Raw genomic sequence first — 12308 nt, 5'->3', positions numbered from 1 at the left:
GTCTCTACAGCAGGTCCGTTTTCCGGATATCCTCGGCGGCGAAGTCGATTGCCGCGCGCACCTTCCGCGGCAGGGCGCGGCCTTCCAGATAGACCGCTGCGAGAGAACCGCTTTCGCCCTCGTAGCCATCCAGCAGGGTCACGAGGCGTCCGGTCGCCAGATCGTCCCGCAAGGCAAAGCGCGGGACGCAGGCAATGCCCAACCCGCGGCGCGCCAGACCGACCGCCGCACTGGCGGAATTGACGTTGAAGCGGCCGGTCACATTTGCCTGTATGTCCTGTCCGTCCCGCCGGAAGACCCAACGTCGCGGCGCGCGGCGGTTGGTGTCGACGATGCAGTTGTGCCGCGACAGGTCGTCGGGCGACGCGGGTCTGCCCGCCCGCGCCACGTAATCCGGGCTGGCGACGGTCAGGCTGCGGAACCTGCCAAGCCGCCGGACTTTGAGCGAGGCCATGTCGAACCCGCCCATCCGGAAGGCCAGGTCGATGCCCTCGGCGGCGAGATCGGCAAACCGGTCATTCAGCCGGAGATCGATCGTGACCTCCGGATTGGCGATGGCAAATCGCGCCAGCATGTCCGTGACGTAGATTTCGCCGAAGGTGACGGGCGCGGATATGCGCAGGACGCCCGACAGCCCGCGAGACCCCTCGGCGACATCGGCCAGAATGTCGTCGAGATCGTCGAGCAGGGCCGGCGCGCGGGCCAGCAGGTCGCTTCCGGCCGGCGTCAGCCCGACTTTCCGGGTGGTTCTTTGAAACAAACGCACGCCAAGGCGGGTTTCAAGTTCGGCGACATATTTCGAGGTCAGCCGGTTCGACATGCCAAGCTGGCCGGCGGCGGCGGTGAAGGAACCTGATTGGGCGGTCGCGACAAAGGCCCGAAGCTGATCGACAAGATCCATGGCTATATTGAGAACATATTATGGAAAGTCATTCTCGATATTCGCCATTTCGGACTTTGTGTGCAAGGCCTATCTATCGGGCAGGAAACAAGCTGCGCATGAAAGGATTTCGACATGACCACGCAGACCAATGCAGACTACGCCGCCTTCGCCCTCCGGGTGTCCAGCGGTCTCCTGTTCCTCGCCCATGGCTGGCTCAAGATCAGCGTTTTCACCGTCGCCGGAACGGTCGGCTATTTCGAGAGTCTCGGCCTGCCGGGAATTTTCGCCTACCTGACGATATTCGCCGAGATCGTCGGCGGTGCGGCCCTGGTTCTTGGCGTTGCCACCCGACTGGTGTCGCTGGCGTTGATCCCGGTCCTGCTTGGAGCGACCTGGGTGCATGCGGGCAACGGCTGGCAGTTCTCGGCCGAAGGCGGCGGCTGGGAGTTCCCGCTTTTCTGGACGATGGTCCAGGCCAGCATCGCGGCCCTGGGCAGCGGCGCGTTTGCGCTGCGCGTGCCCGCGCTTCAAAGGGCGTTGGGCCAGTTCGCTTGACTTTTCCGCAATCTCCCGGTCGCGTCGTCGCGGCCGGGAGATCGACAAGGAGACGGACCATGCAGACCACCAGCCTTCGGGAACTCAGGGACCGCTTTGCGCCATCCGACCGCATGCCGGTCGTGTTTCTCGGCCATGGCAGCCCGATGCATGCCATAGAGGACGGACCGTTCAGCCGCGCCTGGTCCGCGCTGGGGCGGACCTTGCCGCGCCCGAAGGCGATACTGGTCGTCTCGGCGCATTGGATGACCCGCGGTGCGACGCTGGTCGATATTTCGGACATGCCGCGCACGATCCACGATTTCCATAGGTTTCCGCAGGCCTTGTATGATCAGGAATATCCGGCGTCCGGCGCGCCGGACCTGGCGCGGGAGGTTGTCTCGATGCTGGGCAGCCATCGCGCGCAGGAAGACGACCGCTGGGGTCTTGATCACGGGGCCTGGGCGGTGCTGAAATTCCTTTACCCGGATGCCGACGTGCCGGTCTTTCAGGTGTCCATCGACATGAGCCGGGGTCTGTCGCATCAGATCGGCATCGGGCGGACCCTGTCGGCGCTGCGCGACCGGGGCATTCTGATCCTCGGCTCGGGCAATGTCGTTCACAATCTGCGCGCGATGCGCTTTGGCGGCGCGCCGCTCGACTTCGCGCTGGACTTCGATGCTCTGGTGGCCGACCGGTTGACGGATCGCGATTTCGCGGCCCTGGCCGACCGGGACGGGCTGGGGGCGCTTCTGGACGCGGCGCATCCGAGCGTCGATCACTACCTGCCCGCTCTCACGATCGCCGGTGCGTCCGATACCGGCGACGATCTGACCTTCATGACCGAATCCATCGATCTCGGATCGGTGTCCATGCGGTCCTTCATCTTTCACCCGGCCTAGGGAGGGTGCCAGATGCTGGTGGATGGCAAATGGGTTGAGAACTGGCAGCCGGTGCAGAAAGCCGATGAAGACGGGCGGTTCATCCGCCAGGTGTCGAACTTTCGGAACTGGATTACGGCGGACGGCCGTCCCGGCCCGACCGGGGAGGGCGGGTTCCAGGCCGAACCGGACCGTTACAGGCTCTACGTCGCGCTGATCTGCCCCTGGGCTTCGCGCACGCTGATCGCCCGCAAGCTGAAAGGGCTGGAAAACGTGATCCCGGTGAGCGTGGTCAACCCGGTCCTGACCGACCAGGGCTGGCGTTTCGGCGGATTTCCGGGGGCAGGGGAAGATCCGCTTTTCGGCGCCCGCTACATGCACCAGATCTATACCCGTGCGGACGCGCGGTTCACCGGCCGCGCGACGGTTCCCGTGCTCTGGGACACCAAGCGGAACACCATGGTCAATAACGAAAGCGCCGACATCCTGCGCATGTTCGATACCGCCTTTGAGGAACTCGTGCCATCGGGCCTGCGCCTCTATCCGGAGGATCTGGCGGACGAGATCGACGCCCTCAACCCGCGGATCTACGAGGCGTTGAACAACGGCGTCTACAAGGCGGGCTTCGCGTCGTCCCAGCTCGCCTATGACGAGGCGATCGACGGCATCTTCGCCATGCTCGATGAGTTGGAAACCCGTCTGACGGGGGATTTCCTGTTCGGCGACCGGCTGACCGAAACCGACATCCGGGCTTTCGTCACGCTGATCCGCTTCGATGCGGCCTATCACGGGCTTTTCAAGACCAACCGGCGGCAGATCCGGGACTATCCACGCCTTTCCGCCCTTGTCGCGCGGATGCTGCGTATTCCCGGCGTGCGGGACACCGTCGATATGGATCATATCCTGCGCGGATACTATTCGATCAGGGCGCTCAACCCCTCGGGCATCGTGCCGGGCGTGCCGGACCATGTGGCGGAACTCTTGCGCGGCTGAATGACAGGGCGGACCGGGGGCGGCGGGCGAGGCGCTGGTAGTGATCATTCTCGGCGGTCTTGGCACGCTGGTCCGAGCCGTTGCGTTGATGCTGTTACAACATGAACTCAGCGCGGTGACGACCTGCTGACACCTTGTCGTCGGAGCGATCCGGATCGCCGTCGTCATGAGCCGCGCCAACGGGATCTTCGGCTGGATCGAATCCCGCTGTCGCGCGCGGATCAAACGCCGCGTGGCCGACGCCACGCGCAACCAGGAGCCCGAGGAGGCACAGACTGCTGCTTGAGACTCGCAATCTGGATAAGAGCTTTGGCGCCGTCTACGTCACGCGTGGCTTGTCGCGCAGCTATCAGAAGAGCACGCTGTTTGACGGACTCACCGTCGAGGAGAACCGACGGAACGTCCGGCGCCGATCATTGTGAAGCCGATTCACGACAAGCTTCAGGAATTGAAAGCCGCGGGCCTGTCGATGATTATCGACAGGCAGAACTTCGGATTCGCCACGTTCCTTGCCGACGATGTGCTTGTGGTCGGCAAGGGTCGGGTGGTCTGGACCGGCAGCGCCGGCGGCATCAGGGCCGACGAGGCCGCCCGGCATACCTGGCCGGGAGTCTGAGGCGGCAGGCAAAGCGGGAGGACACGCATGCAATTCCATCTGAACGGTTTTCGCCCCGGCGACCCCGACATTTCCGAAGCCGTTCCCGGCGCTGGGGCGCATCGGGACGGTCTGCCCGCCAAGACCGATGTGCTGATTGTCGGGTCCGGTCCGGCCGGGCTGACCCTCGCGGCGCAGCTTTCGGCCTTTCCCGAGATCTCCACCTGCATCGTCGAACGCAAGCCGGGACCGATGGAGAAGGGGCAGGCCGACGGCGTGTCCTGCCGGTCGATGGAAATGTTCCAGGCCTTCGGTTTCGCCGAGGCGGTCAAACGCGAAGCCTACTGGGTGAACGAGGCGGCCTTCTGGAAGCCCGGACCCGGCGGCGGCATCGTCCGGAACGGCCGGGTGCAGGATGTCAGGGACGGCCTGAGCGAGATGCCGCACGTGATCCTGAACCAGGCGCGGGTGCATGACATGTATCTGGACGTCATGCGGAATGCGCCGTCGCGGCTGACTCCGGATTACGGGTTCGAGATGACCGACCTGTCGGTGGAGGAAGACGCCGGGGATCATCCCGTCACCGTGACGTTCCGGCCCGCCGAAGGCGCCGGGCCGGAGGTGAAGATCCGTGCGCGCTATGTCGTCGGCTGCGACGGCGCCCGCAGTTCCGTGCGCAAGGCCATAGGGCGGACGCTGACGGGGGAAGCCGCGAACCACGCCTGGGGCGTGATGGATGTGCTCTGCACCACGGATTTCCCGGACATCCGGTTCAAGTCCCTTGTCCGGTCCGCCGATCAGGGCACCATCCTGATCATCCCGCGCGAAGGCGGCTACCTGGTGCGGCTCTATATCGAGATGGACAAGCTCGCCGCCGACGAACGCGTCGCCGACCGCAAGATCCGCGTCGACGACCTGATCGCGGCGGCGCAACGGATCCTGCGGCCCTACAGCTTCGAGGTGAAGGATGTGGCCTGGTGGTCGGTTTACGAGATCGGCCAGCGTCTGTGCGACAAGTTCGACGACGTGCCGGTGGGAGCCGAAGGTGAACGTTCGCCGCGCGTCTTTATCGCGGGGGACGCCTGTCACACGCACAGCCCGAAGGCCGGGCAGGGGATGAACGTGTCGATGGGCGATACGTTCAATCTTGGCTGGAAACTGGCGGCGGTCCTGCACGGGCAGGCCGAGGCAACGCTGCTGCACAGCTATTCCGCCGAACGGCAAGGTGTGGCGCGGAACCTGATCGATTTCGACCGCGAATGGGCGAAAATCATGTCCGACAGGTCCGGATCCGAGCCGGACGAGGCGACGCCGGTGTTCCAGAAATACTTCATCGAACACGGGCGATATACGGCGGGCGTGGCGGTGCGTTATGCGCCGTCGGCCCTGACCGGAGACGGTAGCCATCAGGCGCTGGCCCACGGATTCGAGATCGGCGCGCGGTTCCATTCCGCGCCGGTGATCCGCTTCTTTGACGCAAAGCCCATGCACCTTGGCCACGTGGTGCAGGCGGACGGACGATGGCGCGTCTTCGTCTTCGTCGGGACAAAGGCGCGATCCGACGCGGATGCGCTGTTGGCGTTCCTCGCCGACGATCCCGCCGCGCCGTTGCGCCGTTTCACCCGCGCGGGGGCTGATCCGGACAGTGTGATCGACCTGCGCGCGATCTATCCCTGCCATCACCATGATCTGGACGCCGCGTCGCTGCCGGACCTGCTCCTGCCGCGCAAGGGGCGCTTTGGCCTGACGGATCACGAAAAGGTTTTCTGCGCCGACCAGCGGGCCGGGCAGGACATCTACGCGCTGCGCGGGATCGACCGAACGCGCGGCTGCATCGTCGTGGTCCGTCCCGATCAATATGTTGCGAACATTCTGCCGATCGGCGGAGGGCTGGCCCTGGCCACGTTCTTTGACGGTATCCTGCGCCCGGCAACCTGACCGTCAAGATGGGCGTCACAGGATCCTGCGCGCGGCCTTCTGTGCAAGGCGGACGCAGTTCTGGACACGCACGCCCTGTTCGTCGAGGCGGTAGCAGACAGACAGTTCGGTGCGCGCGATTTCGGTTCTATCCTGAGGAATTCCATGCCTTTTCGCGGCGCGGATGACACCGGATCGGGAACGACGCGGACAGCTTCACCGACCGCCACCCGGCTGACCGCCGGCTTGAATTTTCCGATCGGGCTTTCCTTGGCCGCAAAGACGCTGTCATCTTCCAGCCACGCACTGTCGGAGATCATAGATCTGGCCGATCAGCGGGCGGCAGCCGTCCTTTGGAATGATGAAATGCATGTTGCCGGGACGGTTCGGATGATGGCCCATGAAACGCAGCAGTTCACCGGCGGCTTCATCGACCGGATCCCCACCAGTCGCCACCGGCAACGCACGAGTATACTGTAGGTCGAACTCCTGGCTTTGAGACCGGCAGAGAGCTACGGCAGTCAGCCTTCGCATTGGTCTCTCCTCCACCGCCGGCCACAGGTGTTCCGAGGTGCAATGGCCGGGGGATCCGAAGCGATTGGTCGGCCGTCGAACATCACGTGTGCCGTGCGAAGACCTCGCTGGTGCCGTCACGTAGAATCAGGAGCGTATCGAAGGCCTCGCGCTCTTCGCCCATCTCCATGCCTGGAGAACCGATCGGCATGCCCGGAACCGTCAGCCCGAGCGCGTCCGGCCTTTCGGCGAGAAGGCGTTCGACATCGCTGGCCGGGACATGGCCTTCGATGACATATCCATCCACGATCGCCGTGTGGCAGGAGGCCAGTTCGGGTGCGATCCCGGACCGGGCCTTGAGGGAATGGAGCGTGTCCTGATCGACATCCCGGGAATCCACGGCGAATCCGGCTCGGGCGATGTGCTCGATCCATGCGGAACAGCAACCGCAGGTCGGTGACTTGTAGACCTCGATCCGGGTGGGTGCCGCATGCAGGGGCCGGGATGCGGTGGCCAAGGCCAGGGTCGTCATGATGAAATGTCTGCGGTTCATGTGATTTCTCCTGTTTCCTTTATATCTTGAGTGCCCATGTTTCAGGCCACGCGCAACCAGGTCATCATTCCGGCGGCGGAATGCTCCAGCATGTGGCAGTGAAGGAGCCAGACTCCGGGGTTGTCGGCGACGAAAGCGATCTCTGCCGTCTCGTCCCGCTCCATCAGAAGCGTGTCTCGCAAGGGACCCAATGAGCCATCTATGGCGATCTTTCTGAAATGATGACCATGCAGATGCATCGCGTGCGGCCAAGCCGTATCGTTGGTGAGCGCGATCCGTATCGTCTCTCCCCGGTCAGCCTCTATCAGAGGCGTATCGCCCATGTCAGCCATGCCGTTGAAGGCCCAGACCTTGCCGGCCGCCGCCATGTCGCGCATGCTCATCATCCGGCCTCCCATCATGGCACCGCGCATGCCTCCCATTGCGCCACCCTCCATCAGGAGGTCCGCACGCCGGGCTTCGCGCAATGACCCGAGTGCGGCCACCGGGTTGGGCGGCAGCGGAGCCGGATTGGCGAGGCGCGCGGCGCGAGCCTTTCCCCGCACAGGAAACCCCGCGATTGCGTAGCCGCCGTCCCGCTCGAAGCTGACGAGCAGGGCCTCCTCGCCGTCCTCCGCCGTGACATCGACAATCAGGTCGGCCCGCTGCGCGGGCGCGAGGGTCAGGCGGTCCAGCCGCTCCGGTGTCTCGAGCGGCATGCCGTCGAGCGCGACCACCCAGCCGTCCAGTCCACGGGTCTCCAACGCGAAGATCCGGGCATTCGCCGTGTTCACAAGCCGAAGACGCATACGTGAAAGGTGCTTGATGTCGCGCGACCATGCGCCATCACCGTTCACGGTGATCCAGTTGCCGACGCGCCCGGCATGTGCCCAGTCATGCATGGCGCCGAAATCGTCCGCGATCTGCGCCTGATCGGTCAGGCGCCAGTCGTCGATCAGCAGCACTTCGTCGAGATCGACCTCGGGTCCAGATTCGGCCTCCTCCACGATGAGCGCGCCATAGAGACCGCGCGCCATCTGTTCCCAGCTGCGATTGTGGGGGTGATACCAGTAGGTTCCGGCGTCCGGCACCGTGAAGTCGTAGAGGAAGTCGGTACCAGGTTCGACGGCGTCCTGGGTCAGGCCGGCGACGCCGTCCATAGCATTGTCGATGCGGATTCCATGCCAATGCACACTTGACGCCTGCGGCAGTTCGTTGATGAATTTCCGTGAAACCTGTCCGCCTTGAGGCACTCGAATGACAGGTCCGGGCACCGAACCGTCATAGGCCCAGACTTCGGTCTCCGGGTATTCGTCAGGAGCCAATCGGGCGCGCGTCGCGCGGGCAAAGAGGTCTTCGGTCGCTTCAGCCTGACCAATCCGCGGCAAACACAGACTCACCGTCGTGCCAAAGAGGGCCTGATGAAAGCGGCGGCGGTTCATGTGCGCCATGGAACGTCTCCTGAAGCATGTGCGGTGAGTTGCACCGTTTTCGGTTGCTGCGCTGCGATGCGCGTGTTTTCGGACGGGGACGATGTCACCGTCGTGAGGGCTGCCGTGGTCGCGGGAATGGCCGGGGTGAGCACGCTTTCTACTCCGAAGGATCGTCTGAGACGCCGCGCAACCACGGGTGCCGCGTCTTGCATCGCCGTGGTCAGCCGCAGCTTGTCAAGCGCCGCGCGACCGGACGCGCTGACAAGAAGCATGGGCTTCACAAGAAACGCGGGTTTGTGGTCATCGCGCTCCGAGAAGTCGCGATAGTCATGTGCGCCGCGCGGGCCGCCCGAGCCTGATATCCTCATGTTAGCGGATCGTATTGGCGTGCAGGCGGCTGGCTTCCGACATTTTGCCGATGTTCACGACGCCCCTCCGTCCAGAACCTTCCGCGACTCCTCGAATTCCTCTTTCGTGATTTCCCCCTTGGCGAAGCGCTCCCGCAGGATGACATGCGCGCGGTCTTCCTGCTTCTCGCCGGATCGGAGGCTGTCTGACCCAAGCAGTCGAACCACGAGAACCACCGCACCCACGAGAAGCGCGAAGAACAGAAGCATCATGACGGGTCCGTAGAACCAGCCGCCCCATCCCATCATCCCATAGTGGTCGACGTATCGTCCCTCGACAGGATAGGCGAGCGCAGCGGAAGCTTTCAGAGAACCGACAGCAGCCAGAATCGTTGTCCCGTACCACAATTTTGTGAGTTCATTTCGCGACATGACATCCCCTCCTGGCGATATGCGTGAGTGAATACCTTCCATCATAGGGGTTCCAGCAACCGGAAGGTCAAGCCCAATGCTCTGTTGGCTCTCCAGTTGCCGGAGGCGTTGGCTCCATTGCTCAACGGGAACGTTTCTATCTGGCGGTCGTCGCTACCGCATCGGGCTGGATCGTGACCATCTTCCGGTGGCCCGACGCGCCGCATGGCTCAGTCCGAGCGGCCGATCTCGACATGGTCGAGGCGGGGTGTGAGCCGACGGACGACACCTGCCTGAACCGTGTGCCCAAGGCCCGGATCGTCGAGGCCGTGCGCGAGGCGAAAGGGGAGGGGACGGCGCTATTCCCCGATCACCTGAAGAAGGGCGAGATGGCGACGAAGACCGAGCGCTTCTTGAAGGGGAGCGGATGGTTGCCGGAGCTTCATCCACTATAAAAACGGCTTCAAGCCGTTCAGACAAACTGAGCCGCCTCTCACACCGACACCGCAGAATGCCGTGCAAAGCAGCATGTGCCTCGCCTTGGTCACAATGTGCCAATCAGGCTCGGCTGGGTATAGGCTGTCTTCATGCAATCAAGGTATACCCTCGTCACGCGGTTAGGTTCCGGAGCCCGGCGTGTCGCGGCTGCGTAATCGGTGGTATAGTGGATCGCCTCAGGCATGACCCGGCGCATCTTGCCGATGCGTTCAAAGAGAACCGCCATATGATCGGGCATGAACCCGATGTATCGACCCGAGATGACGAGGACAGCCAGCATGACCTCGTTCTGCACCACCGCCTTGGGGCGCAGGCCGAGCTGCTGGCCATAGTTGAGATTGGGTGAGTTGAAGGAAATACCGGCATAGCGTGCGTCCTTCACGTGTTCCAGGGTCAGCTCGGACGGATCGCGGTCGAAAAACGGATGACTGGGTCCGCAATAGAGATACATCCGTTCGTTGTGCACGGGTATGTAGTCCAGAGCGGGCGAGGGCTTGTGCATGGCGACTATGCCGACATCCAGCTTTCCCTCGATCAACTGCGCCTCGATAATGTTGGGCGGTAGCAGAGAAAGTTGCAGATCGACATCGGGCGCACGGTCGGAAAAGAGCCGTATGCTGCTGCTGAGGCGGGCATCATTATTGGTGATGCACTGATCGAAGCAGGCAATACGCAATGTCCCGGCCAGGGTGTTGCGAACCTGGCTCACGTCGGTGGCGAAGCCACGCACCGAATCGAGCAGCGATTCGGTTGCCCGGAGCACCTGCACCCCTTCGTCGGTGAGATGGAAGCCGGCCGGGCCGCGGCTGCACAGGCGCAATCCGAGCCGCAATTCCAGATCGGACAGGTGTTTGGAAATCGTGGACCGGCCGATGTTCAGTTCGGGTTCCGCCGCGGAAACTCCGCCGCATTGCGCCACGCTTTTGAAAACACGCAGAAGTTTCAGGTCCGCATCCCCGATGTTGAGCGCAGGCAGGGGTTTCCGCATGGTCAGAATGTTTCCAAATCATCAAACATAGGTTTCACACTAATATATTTTTGAACGCTTTTCCACAGGTTAGAGAGCCCGCCATGCCCGAGCAAATTAACCTTGGGTAAACATTTTCACTCGGGAGGAAGACGTGAGCTTCATTCAACAACTTGTAAAACTCGGCACCGCCGTTTCAGTCGCAGCGATCATGGCGGCGGCACCGGTCGCCGCCAAGGAGTTCAAGATCGCGGTTGGCGACGGCGCCGGTGGCACCCAGGAGGCGCTCGGCAAGGCTTTCATCGCCGCGCTGGAAGAGGAAAGCAACGGCGCACACACTGCCACGCTCTTCCTGAATGGTCAGCTCGGTTCCGAACAGGACACCGTCAATGACGCGGCAATCGGCTTGCTGGACTTCTCGATCCTGGCGATCAACAACGTGACGCCGTTCTCGCCATCCGTGGGCACGCTGACGCTGCCCTACATCATCCTGAGCCTCGAAGACGCGGTCAAGCTGACGCAAGGCCCCGTGGGTCAGGAACTGGTCGAGAACACCATCCGTGATTCCGGCGTGCGCATTATCGGCTGGGCCTATTCCGGCTTCCGGGTTCTGACCAACTCGAAAAAGCCCGTGACCGAAGTGGCCGACCTGCAGGACTTGGTCATCCGGGTGCCCAAGAACGAGATCATGATCGCCACCTACCAGGCCTGGGGTGTGAATCCGACCCCGATGGCGTGGTCGGAAACCTTCGCCGGTCTTCAGACCAAGGTCGTGGACGGTCAGGACAACCCCTATATCACCGTCTATGCGATGAAGTTCGACGAAGTGCAGAAATACATCACCAACCTGCGCTACCTGTTCTCTATCGAGCCGCTGATCGTGTCGGAATCGGTGTTCCAGAGCCTGTCCGAAGAGGACCAGAACGCGATCCTGGCCGCCGGTCAGAAAGCGACTGATTTCTCCGAGCAATACCTGCGCGAGCAGGAAGCCCGGATCAAGGAAGAGCTCGTTTCGCGCGGGATGGAAATCTCGGACCCGGCCAATGACGAGCAGGAATTCATTGACCTTGCGACCACTGCGGTCTGGCCGAAGTTCTACGACTCCATCGGCGGCATCGAGAAGCTCAACGCCGCCCTGGCCGAAATCGGTCGCGACCCGGTCTCCGAATAAGCCTCCTCCCAGGTTTCAAACCGCCGACCGACCGGAGAAGCGCCCCGAGGCGCTTCTCCGCACCCCACAGGAGTGTCCAGATGCCGGCCAAGATTTTCAACAATATCGAAAGTATCATCTGCCGAACGCTGCTGAGCGGCTTCGTGCTGCTGCTGTTCGTTCAGATCGTATCACGCGAGGCGTTTGGCTATTCCTTCTCGTGGATCGAGGAACTGTCCGTCTACATGTTCGTCTGGTTCGTGTTCTTCGGCGCCAGTTTCGCGGCCCTGAAAGGCGCGCATAACCGGGTGACGTTCCAGTTCCGGTTCCTGCCGCACGGTTACATCAAATACATCGAAGCCTTCGCCGATCTGTTCTGGATCGCCTTCAACGTCACCTTCATCTGGCTGTCCTACGATTTCGTCTTCAACAAGATGAACAAGTTCTGGAAGAGCCAGACTCTCGGCATCGAGATGAAGTGGGTCTATATCGTCCTGCCCATCGCCTTCACCTTGATGACCATCCGCATTCTTCAGGTCAATTACATCAAGCTCGTGCGCGGCGAAGAGGTCACGGACCCCGACCAGATCGATCTTGATGCGATCAAGGCCGACACCCTGCGCGACGCGGATCCCGCGCGCAAGGAGGATTAAT

General features: G+C 62.6%; 13 protein-coding genes and 2 pseudogenes. 8 read left to right on the top strand and 7 right to left on the bottom strand.

Going from position 1 to position 12308, the window contains the following annotated elements; translation table 11 throughout:
* Nucleotides 1–4: 4 nt before the first annotated feature.
* Nucleotides 5–901 carry a LysR family transcriptional regulator gene (locus QO034_RS11930; protein ID WP_284485762.1) on the bottom strand — a complete coding sequence of 299 codons (897 nt, stop codon included), beginning with the start codon at nucleotides 899–901 and terminating at the stop codon, nucleotides 5–7.
* 114 nt (nucleotides 902–1015) lie between these two features.
* On the opposite strand from QO034_RS11930, the gene QO034_RS11925 reads away from it, so the two are divergent.
* The 5 genes from QO034_RS11925 (at nucleotide 1016) to QO034_RS11905 (ending at nucleotide 5824) form a co-directional block, all read left to right on the top strand.
* Nucleotides 1016–1438, top strand: coding sequence for a DoxX family protein (locus QO034_RS11925; RefSeq protein WP_284485761.1), 423 nt, complete (start codon nucleotides 1016–1018; stop codon nucleotides 1436–1438).
* A gap of 59 nt (nucleotides 1439–1497) precedes the next feature.
* Nucleotides 1498–2319, top strand: coding sequence for a 4,5-DOPA-extradiol-dioxygenase (gene ygiD, locus QO034_RS11920; RefSeq protein WP_284485760.1), 822 nt, complete (start codon nucleotides 1498–1500; stop codon nucleotides 2317–2319).
* 12 nt (nucleotides 2320–2331) lie between these two features.
* Nucleotides 2332–3291 (top strand): glutathione S-transferase family protein, encoded by a 960-nt coding sequence (locus QO034_RS11915; protein WP_284485759.1) that lies wholly within the window; start codon nucleotides 2332–2334, stop codon nucleotides 3289–3291.
* Between the two features lie 418 nt (nucleotides 3292–3709).
* Entirely contained in the window at nucleotides 3710–3907 is a 198-nt protein-coding gene (locus QO034_RS11910; RefSeq protein ID WP_284485758.1) for a P-loop NTPase family protein, read from the top strand.
* 27 nt (nucleotides 3908–3934) lie between these two features.
* Nucleotides 3935–5824: an FAD-binding monooxygenase gene (locus QO034_RS11905; protein ID WP_284485757.1), complete on the top strand. Its 1890-nt coding sequence runs from the start codon at nucleotides 3935–3937 to the stop codon at nucleotides 5822–5824.
* A gap of 15 nt (nucleotides 5825–5839) precedes the next feature.
* On the opposite strand, the pseudogene QO034_RS11900 reads toward QO034_RS11905, so the two are convergent.
* The 5 genes and pseudogenes from QO034_RS11900 to QO034_RS11880 all read right to left on the bottom strand — a co-directional run.
* Nucleotides 5840–6241: pseudogene (locus tag QO034_RS11900) on the bottom strand (dioxygenase family protein); the annotation flags it as partial.
* Between the two features lie 178 nt (nucleotides 6242–6419).
* Nucleotides 6420–6869 carry a DUF411 domain-containing protein gene (locus QO034_RS11895; protein ID WP_284485756.1) on the bottom strand — a complete coding sequence of 150 codons (450 nt, stop codon included), beginning with the start codon at nucleotides 6867–6869 and terminating at the stop codon, nucleotides 6420–6422.
* A gap of 41 nt (nucleotides 6870–6910) precedes the next feature.
* Nucleotides 6911–8299, bottom strand: coding sequence for a multicopper oxidase family protein (locus QO034_RS11890; protein WP_284485755.1), 1389 nt, complete (start codon nucleotides 8297–8299; stop codon nucleotides 6911–6913).
* The gene (locus tag QO034_RS11885) at nucleotides 8287–8649 is read right to left on the bottom strand and encodes a hypothetical protein (protein ID WP_284485754.1); all 363 of its coding nucleotides are present in this window, start codon (nucleotides 8647–8649) and stop codon (nucleotides 8287–8289) included. Before QO034_RS11885 ends, QO034_RS11890 begins: the two co-directional genes overlap by 13 nt.
* A 54-nt stretch (nucleotides 8650–8703) precedes the next feature.
* Nucleotides 8704–9060 carry an SHOCT domain-containing protein gene (locus tag QO034_RS11880; RefSeq protein WP_284485753.1) on the bottom strand — a complete coding sequence of 119 codons (357 nt, stop codon included), beginning with the start codon at nucleotides 9058–9060 and terminating at the stop codon, nucleotides 8704–8706.
* Between the two features lie 215 nt (nucleotides 9061–9275).
* On the opposite strand from QO034_RS11880, the pseudogene QO034_RS11875 reads away from it, so the two are divergent.
* Nucleotides 9276–9482 (top strand): annotated as a pseudogene (locus QO034_RS11875) (hypothetical protein); the annotation flags it as partial.
* A gap of 101 nt (nucleotides 9483–9583) precedes the next feature.
* Here QO034_RS11875 and QO034_RS11870 read toward each other — a convergent pair.
* Nucleotides 9584–10525 (bottom strand): LysR family transcriptional regulator, encoded by a 942-nt coding sequence (locus tag QO034_RS11870; protein ID WP_284485752.1) that lies wholly within the window; start codon nucleotides 10523–10525, stop codon nucleotides 9584–9586.
* 190 nt (nucleotides 10526–10715) lie between these two features.
* Here QO034_RS11870 and QO034_RS11865 point away from each other — a divergent pair, with 190 nt between their 5' ends.
* Nucleotides 10716–11675 carry a TRAP transporter substrate-binding protein gene (locus QO034_RS11865; protein ID WP_284485831.1) on the top strand — a complete coding sequence of 320 codons (960 nt, stop codon included), beginning with the start codon at nucleotides 10716–10718 and terminating at the stop codon, nucleotides 11673–11675.
* A gap of 80 nt (nucleotides 11676–11755) precedes the next feature.
* Complete coding sequence (locus tag QO034_RS11860; protein ID WP_284485751.1) at nucleotides 11756–12307, top strand: TRAP transporter small permease; 552 nt, start codon at nucleotides 11756–11758, stop codon at nucleotides 12305–12307.
* Nucleotide 12308: the final 1 nt, after the last annotated feature.

The organism is Sedimentitalea xiamensis, assembly GCF_030164465.1.
Taxonomy (GTDB): domain Bacteria; phylum Pseudomonadota; class Alphaproteobacteria; order Rhodobacterales; family Rhodobacteraceae; genus Sedimentitalea; species Sedimentitalea xiamensis.
Note: the sequence above shows the minus strand (reverse complement) of the source record. Positions and strands in the feature narration are given on the sequence as shown.

Coding starts and splice junctions, on each gene's coding strand:
- QO034_RS11890 (WP_284485755.1), bottom strand. CDS start 8,299: ATGGCGCACATGAACCGCCGCCGCTTTCATCAGGCCCTCTTTGGCACG.
- QO034_RS11880 (WP_284485753.1), bottom strand. CDS start 9,060: ATGTCGCGAAATGAACTCACAAAATTGTGGTACGGGACAACGATTCTG.
- QO034_RS11885 (WP_284485754.1), bottom strand. CDS start 8,649: ATGAGGATATCAGGCTCGGGCGGCCCGCGCGGCGCACATGACTATCGC.
- ygiD (WP_284485760.1), top strand. CDS start 1,498: ATGCAGACCACCAGCCTTCGGGAACTCAGGGACCGCTTTGCGCCATCC.
- QO034_RS11930 (WP_284485762.1), bottom strand. CDS start 901: ATGGATCTTGTCGATCAGCTTCGGGCCTTTGTCGCGACCGCCCAATCA.
- QO034_RS11915 (WP_284485759.1), top strand. CDS start 2,332: ATGCTGGTGGATGGCAAATGGGTTGAGAACTGGCAGCCGGTGCAGAAA.
- QO034_RS11895 (WP_284485756.1), bottom strand. CDS start 6,869: ATGAACCGCAGACATTTCATCATGACGACCCTGGCCTTGGCCACCGCA.
- QO034_RS11860 (WP_284485751.1), top strand. CDS start 11,756: ATGCCGGCCAAGATTTTCAACAATATCGAAAGTATCATCTGCCGAACG.
- QO034_RS11905 (WP_284485757.1), top strand. CDS start 3,935: ATGCAATTCCATCTGAACGGTTTTCGCCCCGGCGACCCCGACATTTCC.
- QO034_RS11870 (WP_284485752.1), bottom strand. CDS start 10,525: ATGCGGAAACCCCTGCCTGCGCTCAACATCGGGGATGCGGACCTGAAA.
- QO034_RS11865 (WP_284485831.1), top strand. CDS start 10,716: ATGGCGGCGGCACCGGTCGCCGCCAAGGAGTTCAAGATCGCGGTTGGC.
- QO034_RS11925 (WP_284485761.1), top strand. CDS start 1,016: ATGACCACGCAGACCAATGCAGACTACGCCGCCTTCGCCCTCCGGGTG.